Here is a 13780-nt window from a genome sequence, read left to right as displayed (position 1 = left end):
ACCCCCAGGATCTGTCCCGTTCGGGCCTCTCGGCGTGCCCGATACCGGCGGTGCCAATTGCCGGCGCTCGGGCGAGCGGCAGGTGCAACTCTAGGTCCGCGTGCCAAGAACTGCGATCGCGGGACCGGTTGCTCCTATTGCCGAAGAGAGCAAATGTTGATGCCCAAAAACCGAAATAGCGGACTTGAGTCTTGACACAGCGCACGCCGCCAGTTGCGTTGAGTTCACGACAATGTGGGGTTTCCCCTACTGTCGCATCGTTCCCCGTCGCTTAATGTCGACCCCGGCGGTGCGACGCCTTCTGGGGGGACTTCGGATGACCGTTCCGTACCGATCCTATCTGGACAATTCGTCAGATGCCGAGGTGATGCTCAACGAGTCGGAACGATGGCACGCATTTCAGTGCCTTTTACCGCCACGTGCGGCGGTTGCCGACGCGTTCCTCACCCGGGGCATCAGCCCGCTGCTGCACGGCCTTCAAGCCACCGGCGAACTGTCCGCCTGGTCATTCACCCGACAGTCGCCACGGGTGGTGAGTCTGCACCTGCTCGGCAGTGCGCCACGACTGCTGGCGGCCCGACTGGCGGGGCTCTGCCTGGCGGTCGGGGCCCAGGGGCCCGTGCACCTGCCGCACCTCGCCGCTCCGCCGGCGCGCGATCCCCGGCTTGTCGACGTGGCGGTCGACCTGATCGGGATGACCCCGGGGCGGCAGGCCCGCCTCGGCGCCGCCGTGGACGTGGCGATGGTGGCGGCCATACGCAGTTGCCCCGCCCTGCGCGGCGACAGCGACCTCGCTGCGACCGAGGCGGTGGCGGCGCTGCCGAGCGGCCGCTGGCAGCGGATCGCCACCGCGCTGCAGACCGAACGCCACCCGCTGACCTGCTGGTCACACCTGCTGGAGGCGTTCCGCCGCGCACCCGGCTACGAGGGCGCGATGACGTTCGACCTGGTCCACCTGCTGCACAATCAGCTCGGCCTCACCAAGCGCGACGAGCAGCGGGTGCACGCGGGTCTGATCCGTTCCCTGTCGCGGCGTCGGCCCGGCGCACGCCGGTCGCCCCGCTCGCACCTGAGCGTCCCGCACCCCGGGCCGGTCCGCCCGAAGCGGTGAACGAGGCACGCGGCGCCCTGGCCGTCGACCGACCGGCGAGGAGTCGACGTGATCGCGCAACGCCTGCGGCACCGAGGTGCGTGCGGTGTTCCGGCGCGCAGGCGTACGCCGGAACACCGCGGGCGCAGGGTCAGCGTGCCAGCCACTGCCGGTAGGACGTCGGCGCGAGCACGGCGCCCTCCTTGGCGATCAGCACGTCGCCGGGAACGGCCGCGAACATGCCGGCACTGTCGTCGGCGGTGACGGTGCGCGGGTCGTCGTGCGCGGCGAGGGTGATCCGGCCCAGCTCGTCGAGCGCGAACACGTCGGGGCCGGCGACGTTGCGGACGCCCAGCAGGGGAGCGCCCACGGTGACGTCGGCGACGGCCTGGGCCACGTCGGCCGCGGCCATCGGCTGCACGGGGGTGCGGGGCAGGCGTACGCCGCTCTCGTCGGCGGTCCAGGAGATGACCGCGTCGATGAACTCGAAGAACTGCGTGGCGCGGACGATCGAGTACGGCACCGCGCTGGCCTTGAGGATGTCCTCCTGGAGCACCTTGGCGCGGTAGTAGGCCAGGTCGGGCACCTGGTCGACGCCGAGGATGGACAGGATCACCGCGTGACCGACACCGGCCCGCTCGGCGGCTGTCACGAGGTTGTCCATGGTCGTCTGGAAGAAGGCGGGGGAGGCGTCGTCGAAGGTCGGCGAGTTGGTCAGGTTGACGACGACGTCGGCGCTCGTGAGCGCCTCGGGCAGGCCCTGCCCGGTGAGGAGGTCGACACCCGTCGACTGCGAGTGCGGGACCGCCTCGTGCCCGCCCGCTCGCAGGATCGTGACGACCTGGGACCCGATCAGTCCGGTCCCGCCCAGTACGGCGATCTTCATATCCGTTCCACCTTCCCTGCCTGTTTGTCCGTCGTGTCCCTACGACACTTAACTCGGACTTCCTATGTCCGAGAACTATACTCGGACATGATGAATCCGAGTATCGGGGTGGCTAGGGTGAGGCGATGAAGATGTCCGGCGGGGTCGAGTGGGCGCTGCACTGCTGCGTCGTGCTCACGGCCAGCAGCAGGCCCGTCCCCGCAGCCCGGCTCGCGGAGCTGCACGACGTCTCCGGCAGCTACCTCGCCAAACAGCTCCAGGCGCTTGCCCGCGCCGGGCTCATCCACTCCGTGCAGGGCAAGTCGGGCGGATACGCGCTGACCCGCGCTCCGGAGAGCATCAGCCTGCTCGACGTGGTCCACGCCGTCGACGGGCCGGGTCCCGCCTTCGTCTGCACCGAGATCCGCCAGCGCGGCCCGCTGGCCAGCCCACCCGAGGCCTGCACCCGCGCGTGCCCGATCGCCCGCGCCATGTCGAGTGCCGAGAAGGCGTGGCGCGCCGCCCTGGCCGCTGTCACGATCGCCGATCTCGCCCGCGACGTGGCCGCCGACTCCGGCCCCGAGGCGCTGCCCGGCGTCAGCGCGTGGCTCACCGGCGACAGCGCCGGCTGACCGCGCTCAGCCGGTGTGGCGTACCTCGGTGTCCCAGATCTGCGCCCATGGACGCCGCAGCCCCCGGCAAACCAGGATCGGGCCGCCGTTCTCGTCGTTGTCCACCTCGACCCGCTGATCCACCCGCCCGGCGGGCGCGCACTGCTGGAACCAGGCGTTCAGCGCGTCGGGGCGCTCCCAGCCGACGACGATGACCACGTCCGCGTCGGCGGGCGGACGGCCGAAGTCGACCATGCTGTTGTGCCCGGAGTACGCCCGGGGAAGCCCACGGGCCGGGCCGTAGCGGGCGATCGCCCCGGCCTCCCCGTAGTTGCCGGTCAGGATGACCGCCCGCGCGCGCTCCTGCGGTGGCAGGTCACGATGGACAGCGGCGACCGAGTCGGCGAACGCCGGCCAGCCGATGGTCTCGCCGGCGTCGTAGTTGACGTCGACCACGAAAGCGGGCAGCCGCTCGGCCGGCAGCACCGGCAGCAGCAACACGACGTTGGGCAGGAGGAACAGCACGGCGCCCGCCGCGAGCACACCCCGCCGCAGCCACGCCGACCCGCGCGACGCCCAGGCGGCGGTCACCACCGCGCCGGCGGCGGCGAGCACGAGCAGCAGAGGCGCGTCGTAGTAACCCTTGCCGCCGGCGACCAGGACGACGCCGACGACGACCACCCAGGCCCAACCCACCGCGCGGTACGCCCGCCACGTCGGCCGGCGCAGCAGTGCGACGAGACCGGCGATCCAGATCGGCACGGCGTACGGGCTGATGATGAGGAACTGCAGGATGAACGCGTCGAGGCGACCGCTGTACGAGCTGTCGCCGTCGGCGATGGAGGCGGCCACACCGAGCTGCGGGAAGCCGTGCGCGGCCTGCCAGATCAAATTCGGCGCGGCCAGCAGCACGGCGATCCCGGCGGCGGCGAGAACCCACTTCTCGCGCAGCAGCCGACGCGGCCCGGCGATCAGCACCCCGGCCAGCAGACCCACGGCCAGCAGCGCGGGCAGCAGCTTGTTGAGCATGCCCACCCCGAGCACCAGCCCGAGCGCGAGCGCCCACCGGTTGTCCCCGGTGCGCAGCAACCGCACCGCACACCACGCCACCGCGAGCCAGACCAGCAGGTCGACGGTCGTGGTGCTGAGCAGGTGCCCGCTGGCGAGCACGATGCCGGACAGCGCGGCCAGCACCGCCGCGAAGCTCTGCCCGCCCCGACCACCGCCCAGCTCGCGGGCGATGGCGGCGACCAGCACGACCGCCACGCCGGCCAGCAGCGCCGACGGCGTACGCAGCACCACCAGGTTGCCCGGCGCGATCGTGTCGAGCAGCCGGGCCAGCGCCGGAACGAGCGGGCCCTGGTCGACGTAGCCCCAGGCCAGGTGCCGGCCGCAGAGCAGGAAGTAGAGCTCGTCGCGGTGATAGCCGTAGCGGCCGGCGAGCAACAGCAGCGTCACGCTTGTCGCCGCGGCCACCAGCCACGGCCCCCGCGCACGTGGACCGGGCTGCGGCAGGCGCCCCGGCTCGCACGACGGCCCCGGCCGGTGCGGTCGATCGGTGTCGATGGCGGGCTCGCTCACCGCCCCATCATCGCCGCTGCGGCCGGCGCGTGGGTGCCCGAAAGCCTGCGGGTGCGGGTGCCCTGAGCAGGTGCGAAGATCAGTTTGGTAACTCGGACCGAGAGGACGACATGCGATACCGCACTCTGGGCGCCACCGGCACGGTGGTGTCGACCCTGTGTCTGGGCACGATGACCTTCGGCAAGGAGACCGACGAGGCGGGCAGCTTCGCGCAGCTGGACCGGTTCGTCGAGGCCGGCGGCACGTTCCTCGACACCGCCGACGTCTACTCCACGGGCGTCTCCGAGGAGATCGTCGGCCGCTGGCTGCGGGCACGCCCGGACCTGCGGGACCGCCTCGTCATCGCCACCAAGGGCCGCTTCCCGATGGGCCCGGGCGCGAACGACGCCGGCCTGTCCCGGGTGCACCTCACGCGCGCCCTGGACGCCAGCCTCCGGCGGCTCGGCGTCGAGGCCGTCGACCTGTACCAGGCGCACGCGTGGGATCCGCTGACCCCGCTGCCGGAGACCCTGCGCTTCTTCGACGACGCCGTGCGCGCCGGCAAGATCCGCTACGCGGGGGTCAGCAACTTCACCGGTTGGCAGTTGCAGAAGGCCGCCCTGCTCACCCAGCATCTCAACCTCACCCCGATCGTGACCCTCCAGCCGCAGTACAACCTGCTGGCCCGGGAGATCGAGTTCGAGCTGGTGCCGGTCTGCGAGAACGAGGGCATCGGCATCCTGCCGTGGTCGCCGCTGGGCGGCGGCTGGCTGACCGGCAAGTACCAGCGCGACAGCACGCCCACCGGCGCCACTCGACTCGGCGAGAACCCCGAGCGCGGCGTGGAGGCGTACGCGGGTCGCAACGCCGAGGAGCGCACCTGGCGGGTGCTCGACACTGTCGGCCAGATCGCCCGGGACCGTGGCGTGTCCATGTCGGCGGTGTCGCTGGCCTGGCTGGCGGCCCGACCGGCGGTCACCTCGGTGATCCTGGGCGCGCGGACCACCGAGCAGCTCGACGACAACCTGACCGCCGCCGAGCTGGTTCTCGACGCCGAGCAGATGCGGTTGCTGGACGAGGCGAGCGCTCCGCTGGTCGGCGACTACCCGTACGGCGGCGCCGGCATGCGCCAGCGTGGCCGCGACCTGCCGACCGGGTCATGATTCCTCCCTTCCCCGAGCCCACCAGCCCGGCCGGCAGCCGCTCCGAGGTGTTCCTGCGCTACCTCGACTACTTCCGCGAGTCCGTGGTGGCCAAGGTGTATTCGCTGGCGGAGCCGGAGCTGCGGCAGAGCCGTCTGCCGTCCGGGTGGACCCCGTTGGAGCTGCTCACGCACCTGCGTCACGTCGAGCTGCGCTGGATCGAATGGGGTTTCCAGGGCCGGGCGGTCGCCGAGCCGTGGGGTGACCGCCGCGACGACCGCTGGTACGTCGCCCCCGACGAGACCCGCTCCGACCTGGTGGCGGCGCTGCGGGCGCAGGGCGCGCACACCACCGCCGTGGTGTCGGCGCACGACCTGGCGGAGATCGGCGCGCCGGGCCCGCGCTGGAACGGCGCCGACCCGGCCTCGCTGGAGCGGGTGCTGTTCCACCTCGTCCAGGAGTACGCCCGCCACCTCGGCCACCTCGACGTGGTCGCCGAACTCGCCGGCGGCCCGACCGGCAAGTGAGCCCTCCGGCGGGCATTGCCGGGCCGGTCGGCGAAGGAGAATGGACCGATGCCGCTGCTCGTCATGCCCGCCCTGCCCGCCGGAAGTCTCGCCAGCAGAGAGCAACCCCGCCTTGCGGTACGCCCCGGGGTGGCGCTGCGGCCGTGGCACGACGGAGACGCTCCGGTCGTGCGGGCGGCGTTCGACTGTCCGGCGATCCAGCGGTGGCATGTGCTCCGGTTGGACGACGAGGCCGAGGCCCGGGCGTGGACGGCGCAGTGGGTCGGCCGTTGGCGTGCCGAGACGGCCGCCAGTTGGGCCATCGTCGACGTCGACGACCGGCCGGTCGGCCAGGTGGGATTGCGGCAGGTGTCGCTGGTGGAGGCGTCGGCGGACGTGTCGTACTGGGTGCTGCCCGCCGCGCGCGGCGCAGGGATCGCCGCCGCGGCGCTGCGGGCGCTGACCCGGTGGAGCTTCGCGGCGGGATTGCACCGGCTGGGTCTGGAGCACTCGACCGCCAACGCGGCGTCGTGCCGGGTGGCTACGCGCTCGGGCTTCACCGCCGACGGTGTGGTGCGGGGTTCGGTGCGGCACGCCGACGGCTGGCACGACATGCACCTGCACGCGCGGCTGCGCACCGACGGCCCGATCTGATCACCCGATCTGCTCGGTGGTCGGCGCGGATGTCGTCGGCGCCGCCGCGTCCTCGGCGTCGCGCCGCATCGCCCGGGGCAGGCGCAGCGCGACGATGCCGGTGGCCAGCAGGCCGCCGACGCCCGCGACCACAAGGGTCACCGGAGCCGACGTGGCGTCGAGCAGCAGACCACCGGCGAGGTAGGACGTCGCGGCGGCGACACCGATCGCGCCGTACAGGTTTCCGAAGACCCGCCCGAGCAGGCCCGCGGGAACCGTGCGTTGCAGCAGCGTGCTGGAGGCGACGTCCATGGCCGCCAATCCGAACCCCCGGACCCCCTGCACGGCGATCGCGGCGGCGACGGCCCAGGCGAGCCCGGTCAGCAGGTTCCCGACACTGCTGACCCCGAAGCCCACGATCAGCAGCAGCGGCATCGACGCCCGGGTGCCCCACCGCGACAGGATGGCGTAACCGGCGACAAGTCCGACGCCGACCGCGCCCAACAGCAGTCCGACGGCGGAATTGCCCACCGCGAAGGTGTCGCGGGCCAACAGCAGCAGCGCCACGTCGTCGACCCCGTTGAAGGCGACCACCGCGGTGAAGCCCAGGAAGATCACCCGTACCGTGGGAACACTCCACAGGTAGCCGATTCCCGCTCTGGCCTGTCGCAGCAGGGACGGCTGGCGCGCGTTGCCGGTCACCGCCGGCAGGGAGGGGAGCGTCGCCAGCAGCACGGCCGAGAGGAGAAACGACACCGCGTCGACGAGCAGCAGGCCACGCACTCCGACCAGCGGGAACAGGGCCGCGGCGAGGAGCGGGCCGGCCGCCTCCGCCGCGTTGGAGCCGAACCCGATGGTGGAGTTGGCGGTCTCCAGGTCACGGTCGGCGCACAGTGCGGGCACCGCCGCCCGAGACGCCGGTTGGAAGACCTGCGCGGCGGTGGCGCGGATCGCGACGAGGGCCAGCAGCACCGGCAGCGGAGGCAGCGTCAGCACGATCACCAGCAGGACCGCGGCCTGGACGAGTTCGCAGGCGACCATCACCCGGCGGAGGTTGAGCCGGTCGGCGAGGGCACCGCTGAACGGACCCAGCAGCGACGGCGCGAGATCTCCGACGAGCAGCAGGAGGGAGACCGCCAGCGCCTTCCCCGTCGTCTCGGCGACGTGGAACATGAGCGCGACAAGGCTGAGCGAATCGCCTGCGTACGAGACGAGTCGGGCCGAGAACAGAGCGCGAAAGGGCCGATTGCGGCGAAGCAGTTGCGTGGGGCGCAGCGAGTCGCCGCCAGCAGCCGCGCCGGACATCGTGAGTCCCCCGATTCGTGGAGGTGAGCAGAGGCACGAAGCGTGCTGCCGTTGCCACACCGATGCGGGGCGCGGATGCGTCACGAACAGCGCCGTTCACCGACCAGCCTCCGGATGACGATAGCCATTGCGGGGTCGAGGAGCGTGTGATTAACGCCGGCGCCGGTCAGCGAACGCCGGCGGGTTCGGCCGGTCGCGGTTGCGGGGCCGTCGGCCAGGTGAGCCGGCGTACGCCGGGCACCAGCGACGTGCCGACGCAGGAGGCCAGGACCAGCAGGCCGGCGACCGCGAGGGGTGCGGGCGCCGAATCCGCTCAGCGGGCCTGCGCCCAGCCGACGAAACGCGGGGTCAGGTCGGGTAGCGCCACACCGGTGTTGAGCGCGGTGAGATCGGCTTCGGCCTGCTTCTGGACTGTCGCCAGGTGCGTCAACAGACCCGGGCGATCCTCGCGATACTCGCCGAGCAGACGCAGCTTCGCGGTCGAGCACGGCCAGAGGATGCCGCAGACCGGGCAGCGCCACGACGGGCGCAACGGGGAGTGCGTCGACTTCCTGGTCTTTCCTTCGGTGTGTGGCACGGGTTCTCCTCCTGGGTCGGCAGCTGGAAGCGGGGCCGCTTCTGGTCGCGGAAGCGGCCCCGCCACGAACGCGTCCGCCGGTTCGGGTCCCTGCCGGCCGCGCCGTCTATACCGCACTTTCCCGGGAGTCTCTGGACAAGCACACAGCGTTACGTAATCTCCTTGGCGCAGCCCTTTTGCTCTCAGGGAGGAACGGCATGAACCACGCCTTTGTCGCAGCGCTCGCCGAGGCGGGTCATACGGCCGAGAGCCTCGCCGACCGGATCGGTGTGCACCCGAAGACCGTTGCCCGGTGGGCGAACCCGGGCCACGTGCCCCAGAGTCGACACCGTGCGAGCGTCGCGGAGCTGCTGGCGCGCGACGCCGAGGCACTGTGGCCGGACGCCCTTCGTCGTCGCGAACCGGTGTGGTTCCGACCCTGGGTCGACATCGAACGCGAGGCGGTGACGCTGCGGTCGTTCGAGCTGGCGTGGGTGCCCGGGCTGCTCCAGACCGAGGCGTACGCCCGGGCGACCCTGGCCGGCGGGGTGCTGACACCGGACGCGGTCGACGAGTTCACCGCGGCGCGGATCGGCCGGCAGTCGATTCTCGACCGGGACGCCGACGGGCCGCTGCTCATCGCCCTGCTCGACGAGGGGGTGCTGCGTCGGCGCGTCGGCGACGACCGCGCGTTGATGGCGGCGCAGCTCACGCGCCTGCTCGACTACGTGGAGACGGACACTGTGCAGCTCCAGATCGTGCCGGCGGACGCGCCCAGCTACCCCGGGCTCGACGGGCCGTTCACCATCGCCGACCTGCCGGACGGCTCGCGGGTCGCGCACGTCGACAGCGCCGCGCAGGCGCAGATCCTCGACCAGACATCGGAGCTTGTTAGCCTGGAACGGCGGTGGGAGCGGATTCGCGGCGAAGCGCTGCCCCGGGGACGTTCCTTGCACCTTCTCAGAGAAGCGGCGGCATCATGGACATGACCGGGGCGCGGTGGCGCAAGAGCACGAAGAGCGGCGGCAACGGCGGCAACTGCGTCGAGGTCGCCGACAACCTCCCGGGCGTGGTCCTCGTCCGGGACACGAAGGATCGCGACGGCGCGACGCTCACGTTCAGCCCGCAGGCGTGGCGAAGCTTCGTCGCCAGGGCACGCGACGCCCGCTGACCGTCCACATCGCGCGTACCGCACGCCGGCCCGGCGTGATCAGCGGACGCCGGCGGGTTCGGCCGGTTGCGGTTGCGGGGCCGTCGGCCAGGTGAGCCGACGTACGCCGGGCACCAGCGACGTGCCGGCGCAGGAGGCCAGGACCAGCAGTCCGGCGACCGCCAGGGGTACGGGCGCGCCGAACGCCTCGGCGGCCAGGGGCGCCAGCGCGTAGCCCAGCGGCATCGCGCCCATCGACACCAGCCAGTCGTACGAGGTGACCCGGGCCAGGACCTCGGGGGGAAACTGGTGCTGCACGATGGTCTCCCAGACCGGGTTGAGGTGGCCGAGGGCGGTCAGCGCCACGGCTTACGTGACGATCACCGCCGGGGTCGACGCGCCGTAGACCGGCCATCGAAGGGAGTTTCGATGTCCATCCACATCCAGCCCTTCCAGGTGCAGGTACCGGAATCCGACCTGCACGAGTTGCACACCCGGCTGGCGCGCACCCGCTGGCCCGAGCCAGCGCCGACCCCCGGCTGGTCACACGGGGTGCCGCTGGAGGTGGTGCAGGATCTGTGCCGGTACTGGATCGAGGACTACCAGTGGCGCGCCACCGAGGCGCGGCTCAACGCGGTCCCGCAGTACCTGGTCGACGTCAACGGGACGCGGGTGCACGTGCTGCACGCCCGCTCCCCACACCCCGGTGCGCTGCCGCTCGTGCTTACCCACGGCTGGCCCGGCTCGGTGCTCGAACTGGTCGACCTCGTCGCGCCATTGACCGACCCGGTCAGCCACGGCGGTGCCGCCGTCGACGCCTTCGACGTGGTGATCCCCTCCATGCCGGGGTACGGCTTCAGCACCAAACCGACAACCAGTGGCTGGGACGTTCAGCGCATCGCCGCCACCTGGGCACAGCTGATGGCCGGCCTTGGCTACACCCGCTACGGCGCGACCGGAAGCGACTGGGGCACCAGCATCTCCAGCATGCTCGGTGCGCTCGACGCCGAACACGTGGCCGGCATCCATCTCGTTCCGCCCCTGGCCGGCCCGGACTCGGAGACGGACGACGAGTTCACCGACGCCGAACGGGAAGCGCTGGACCGGATGCGGGAACGCGGACGAACCTCGTCGGCGTACTCGGAGATCCATCGCACCGCTCCACAGACCGTCGGCTACGCCCTGCTGGACTCCCCGGCCGGGCTGTGCGCCTGGATGGGCGAGAAACTGATCGCCTGGAGCGATCACAGCCTCCGACGGGCCAACGACCTACCGGGCGCACTGTCGCGGGACCAGATCCTCGACCAGGTCACGCTGTACTGGCTGACCGGCACCGCCGCGTCCTCGGCACGGCTCTACAGGGAGAGCATCGACACGGTGTCAGGCTGGATCAGCGGCGCGTCCACCGACACGATCCACGTGCCCGTCGGTGCGTCCATCTTCCCCGCCGAGGTGCCGCGACCCTCCCGCCGCTGGGCGACCAGGCGCTACCCGGACATCCGCTACTGGATGGAACACGACCGCGGCGGTCACTTCCCGGCCCTCGAGGTGCCCGACCTGCTGGTGGGGGACCTGCGTACCTTCTTCCGCCCGCTGCGGTAGCGCGTACACCGGAAAATCGCGTGGCGGTCCGCGTACCCCCGATGCGAGGGTGACCGGCATGATTGCCCATGCTCTGGCCGGGGCCCTGGCCGACGACGGACGGCGACGGATCTTCGCGGCGATCGTGCTGGGGTCGACAAGCGCGGCCGAGGTCGCCCAGCGGTCCGGCCTGCCGACGCGGGCAGTGCTCACCGGGCTGCGCCGGCTGGCCGACGCGGGCCTCGTCGCCGGCGCGGACGGCGCGCTCACTGTCGACGAGGCGTCGCTGCGGGCGGCGGCGCGCGACGGTCGCCCGGCCGACGACGCCGACCCGGCCGACGATCCGGTGTTGCGCACGTTCCTGCGCGCGGGCGTCCTGGTGGGACTGCCGGCGCAGCGCGGCAGGCGCCGGGTGCTGCTCGCGCACATCGCGCAACGCTCGTTCGAGCCGGGGGCGCGCTATCCCGAGCGGGCCGTCGACGACGCGCTCAAGCCGTGGTGCGCCGCCGGCGGGTCGGACCACGCCACCCTGCGCCGCTATCTCGTCGACGAACGGCTGCTCAGCCGCGAGCACGGCATCTATCAACGGGTCGCGGAGGAAAAGCCGTTGACCCGGCACTGATGATCGACACGTGACCGCCACCGTTCGGCCCACCTGGGTGACCGCCACCGTCCGTCCCGACCATCCGGACGCGACAGACCTGCTGCGCGAGTACATGACGGAGATGGTGGTGCGCTACCACGGCCGCCCGGCCCGAGCGGGCGAGGTCGACGAGGCGCTGACCGAGATGCCCAGCGACGACCTGGCGTACCCCGGGGGTCTGCTTCTGCTCGCCCACCGCGACGGGGTCCTGGCCGGCTGCGCCGGGCTGCGGTGGCATCCCGACTGGGCCGAGCTGACCCGCGTGTTCATCCGCCCCGCGCATCGCGGCGCGGGTGGGGGCGCCGCCCTGCTGGCCGCCGTCGAGCAGCGGGCGCGGGCGGCCGGGGCGTACCGCATCCGCCTCGACACCCGCTCCGACCTGGTCGAGGCCCGCGCCCTGTACGCCCGGCACGGCTACGCCGAGATCCCGGCGTACTCGCAGGGCCCGTACGCCGAGCACTGGTTCGAGAAGCGGCTGAGCTGACCGCTTGACGGCCGCCTGCTCGCGCGGTAAATAAGGAACAGGAAGTTGAGCCGCCACGACTCAACTCATCACCTTCGGCCAGGAGAACCGAGGAGGCACAGCGATGTTGATGCGTACCGACCCGTTCCGCGAGATGGACCGGCTCGCCGAGCAGTTCTTCGGTACGGCAGCCCGTCCCGCGATGATGCACCTGGACGCCTACCGCGACGGCGACCACTTCTACGCGGCGTTCGACCTGCCCGGCGTCGACCCGGACACCATCGACTGCACGGTCGAGCGCAACGTGCTCACCGTCCGCGCCGAGCGCCGCAGGCCCACCGGCGACGGTGTCGAACTGGTCGCCGCCGAACGCCCGATGGGCACGTTCACCAGGCGACTGTTCCTGGGTGACACCCTGGACACCGACAACCTGGAGGCCGGCTACGAGAACGGGGTGCTGACGCTGCGCATCCCCGTCGCCGAGCGGGCCAAGCCCCGCCGGGTCACCGTCACCGCCAACGGCGACGCGCGCCGGCAGATCAACGCCTGATCGCCCCGACCGCCTCGACGGCCGGCACCTGCACCGAGGTGCCGGCCGTCGGCGTTTCCGGTGTCACGACGCCGGGTTGCGGCTGCCCCGACGGCGGCGCGGTGCCGGGTTGCGGCTGTCCCGGTGGCGCCGCGACACCGGGCGGTGGGTAGAGCGCGGCGAGGGCGTGGGCGGTGCTGGCGAGCCGCTCCCGCAGCTCGGGCGGGGCGAGCACCTCCGCCTGCGCGCCGAGCTTGAGCATTTCCACGCAGCCGTGTCGGATCGACTCGATCGGCACGGTCGTCGTGACCCAGCCGTCCGCGTCCGGCGCGTCGGCGCGGTCCTGCGCCGCCCGGCTCATCGCGGGCGGAAACAGGTAGGTCGTCTGTGCCAGCGCCGCGACGGTCATCCGCACCCGGGCCTCGGCGCGATACACGCCCTGCTCGTAGCGCGCGGCGTGCTCCTGCCAGCAGCCCGCCAGGTCGAACCCGGCCGGTCGCTCGGCGGCTTCGTCGAGCACCGTCAGGTCCAGGATCGCGCCCACCCGGTAGGTGCGCACCTGCCCGGACGCGGCGGCGACCAGATACCAGCGGCCGGCCTTGAGCACCACGCCGAGGGGATCGAGGGTCCGGGTCACCTCCCGGGGCGCCTGCCACCGCCGGTAGCGCACGCTGACGCGGCGGTCCTCCCACACGGCCGTCGCCAGCGCGGCCAGGTGCGGTGTCGGCTCGGGTTCGCGAAACCAGCTCGGCGCGTCCAGGTGGAACCGTTGCCGGATCCGGGCGCCCCGGTCGCCGAGGTCGGTCGGCAGCGCGGCGCGCAGCTTCAGCTCCGCCGTGGCCAGCACCGAGCCCAGGCCCAGCTCGGCGGCCGGGCCGGGCATGCCGGCCAGGAACAACGCCTCGGCCTCGCCTGCGGTCAGGCCGGTGAGCCGGGTGCGGTATCCGTCGAGCAGGCGGTAACCACCGGCGGGGCCACGCTCGGCGTACACGGGTACGCCGGCGGCTCCCAGCGACTCCACGTCGCGGTACACCGTGCGAACCGACACCTCCAGGGCGTCGGCCAGTTCGGTGGCGGTCATCCGCCCCCGGGCCTGCAGGAGCAGCAGCAGGGAGACCAGCCGGCTGGCACGCACCGTGCGACCGT

General features: G+C 72.3%; 17 protein-coding genes. 11 read left to right on the top strand and 6 right to left on the bottom strand.

Annotation, left to right across the window (positions count from 1 at the left end; genetic code table 11):
• Positions 1-316: 316 nt before the first annotated feature.
• Positions 317-1111, top strand: coding sequence for a hypothetical protein (locus AB0K10_RS21340; protein WP_363685925.1), 795 nt, complete (start codon positions 317-319; stop codon positions 1109-1111).
• A 130-nt stretch (positions 1112-1241) separates the two neighbouring features.
• Here AB0K10_RS21340 and AB0K10_RS21335 read toward each other — a convergent pair whose 3' ends face one another.
• Entirely contained in the window at positions 1242-1976 is a 735-nt protein-coding gene (locus AB0K10_RS21335) for an NAD(P)H-binding protein (RefSeq protein WP_363685923.1), read from the bottom strand.
• 125 nt (positions 1977-2101) lie between these two features.
• Between AB0K10_RS21335 and AB0K10_RS21330 the strand changes: the two genes are divergently transcribed.
• The gene (locus AB0K10_RS21330) at positions 2102-2587 is read left to right on the top strand and encodes an Rrf2 family transcriptional regulator (RefSeq protein WP_363685921.1); all 486 of its coding nucleotides are present in this window, start codon (positions 2102-2104) and stop codon (positions 2585-2587) included.
• Positions 2588-2593: 6 nt separating this feature from the next.
• On the opposite strand, the gene AB0K10_RS21325 is transcribed toward AB0K10_RS21330, so the two are convergent.
• The gene (locus AB0K10_RS21325) at positions 2594-4147 is read right to left on the bottom strand and encodes a glycosyltransferase family 39 protein (protein WP_363685919.1); all 1554 of its coding nucleotides are present in this window, start codon (positions 4145-4147) and stop codon (positions 2594-2596) included.
• 110 nt (positions 4148-4257) lie between these two features.
• Here AB0K10_RS21325 and AB0K10_RS21320 point away from each other — a divergent pair, with 110 nt between their 5' ends.
• The 3 genes from AB0K10_RS21320 to AB0K10_RS21310 are packed head-to-tail and all read left to right on the top strand — an operon-like array spanning position 4258 to position 6428.
• A complete protein-coding gene (locus tag AB0K10_RS21320; RefSeq protein ID WP_363685917.1) occupies positions 4258-5289 on the top strand; it encodes an aldo/keto reductase in 1032 nt (343 codons plus the stop codon).
• Positions 5286-5795 (top strand): DinB family protein, encoded by a 510-nt coding sequence (locus tag AB0K10_RS21315; RefSeq protein ID WP_363685915.1) that lies wholly within the window; start codon positions 5286-5288, stop codon positions 5793-5795. Before AB0K10_RS21320 ends, AB0K10_RS21315 begins: the two co-directional genes overlap by 4 nt.
• A 48-nt stretch (positions 5796-5843) precedes the next feature.
• Positions 5844-6428 (top strand): GNAT family N-acetyltransferase, encoded by a 585-nt coding sequence (locus tag AB0K10_RS21310; RefSeq protein ID WP_363685913.1) that lies wholly within the window; start codon positions 5844-5846, stop codon positions 6426-6428.
• On the opposite strand, the gene AB0K10_RS21305 is transcribed toward AB0K10_RS21310, so the two are convergent.
• Together AB0K10_RS21305 and AB0K10_RS21300 are read right to left on the bottom strand one after the other, a co-directional pair.
• Entirely contained in the window at positions 6429-7712 is a 1284-nt protein-coding gene (locus tag AB0K10_RS21305) for an MFS transporter (RefSeq protein ID WP_363685911.1), read from the bottom strand.
• A gap of 313 nt (positions 7713-8025) precedes the next feature.
• Entirely contained in the window at positions 8026-8289 is a 264-nt protein-coding gene (locus AB0K10_RS21300) for a flavin reductase (protein WP_363685909.1), read from the bottom strand.
• A 197-nt stretch (positions 8290-8486) separates the two neighbouring features.
• Here AB0K10_RS21300 and AB0K10_RS21295 point away from each other — a divergent pair, with 197 nt between their 5' ends.
• Entirely contained in the window at positions 8487-9257 is a 771-nt protein-coding gene (locus tag AB0K10_RS21295; protein ID WP_363685907.1) for a DUF5753 domain-containing protein, read from the top strand.
• Positions 9248-9439 carry a DUF397 domain-containing protein gene (locus AB0K10_RS21290; protein ID WP_363685906.1) on the top strand — a complete coding sequence of 64 codons (192 nt, stop codon included), beginning with the start codon at positions 9248-9250 and terminating at the stop codon, positions 9437-9439. Before AB0K10_RS21295 ends, AB0K10_RS21290 begins: the two co-directional genes overlap by 10 nt.
• A gap of 39 nt (positions 9440-9478) precedes the next feature.
• Here the strand turns inward: AB0K10_RS21290 and AB0K10_RS21285 are convergent, their stop codons facing one another.
• Positions 9479-9784 carry a hypothetical protein gene (locus tag AB0K10_RS21285; RefSeq protein ID WP_363685905.1) on the bottom strand — a complete coding sequence of 102 codons (306 nt, stop codon included), beginning with the start codon at positions 9782-9784 and terminating at the stop codon, positions 9479-9481.
• Positions 9785-9847: 63 nt separating this feature from the next.
• On the opposite strand from AB0K10_RS21285, the gene AB0K10_RS21280 reads away from it, so the two are divergent.
• The 4 genes from AB0K10_RS21280 (at position 9848) to AB0K10_RS21265 (ending at position 12655) form a co-directional block, all read left to right on the top strand.
• Complete coding sequence (locus AB0K10_RS21280; protein ID WP_363685904.1) at positions 9848-11020, top strand: epoxide hydrolase family protein; 1173 nt, start codon at positions 9848-9850, stop codon at positions 11018-11020.
• 58 nt (positions 11021-11078) lie between these two features.
• Positions 11079-11621 carry a DUF2087 domain-containing protein gene (locus AB0K10_RS21275; RefSeq protein WP_363685903.1) on the top strand — a complete coding sequence of 181 codons (543 nt, stop codon included), beginning with the start codon at positions 11079-11081 and terminating at the stop codon, positions 11619-11621.
• A 10-nt stretch (positions 11622-11631) separates the two neighbouring features.
• Positions 11632-12126, top strand: a complete 495-nt coding sequence (locus AB0K10_RS21270; RefSeq protein WP_363685901.1) for a GNAT family N-acetyltransferase — start codon at positions 11632-11634, stop codon at positions 12124-12126.
• Positions 12127-12229: 103 nt separating this feature from the next.
• Entirely contained in the window at positions 12230-12655 is a 426-nt protein-coding gene (locus AB0K10_RS21265) for an Hsp20/alpha crystallin family protein (RefSeq protein ID WP_363685899.1), read from the top strand.
• Here AB0K10_RS21265 and AB0K10_RS21260 read toward each other — a convergent pair.
• Positions 12645-13769 (bottom strand): YafY family protein, encoded by a 1125-nt coding sequence (locus AB0K10_RS21260; protein ID WP_363685897.1) that lies wholly within the window; start codon positions 13767-13769, stop codon positions 12645-12647. The two genes, AB0K10_RS21265 and AB0K10_RS21260, sit on opposite strands and share 11 nt — an antisense overlap.
• Between the last annotated feature and the right edge of the window lie 11 nt (positions 13770-13780).

Origin of the sequence: Micromonospora sp. NPDC049274 (assembly GCF_040678875.1) — a bacterium.
Lineage (GTDB): Bacteria > Actinomycetota > Actinomycetes > Mycobacteriales > Micromonosporaceae > Micromonospora.
This window is presented reverse-complemented; position numbering and strand designations above follow the sequence as displayed.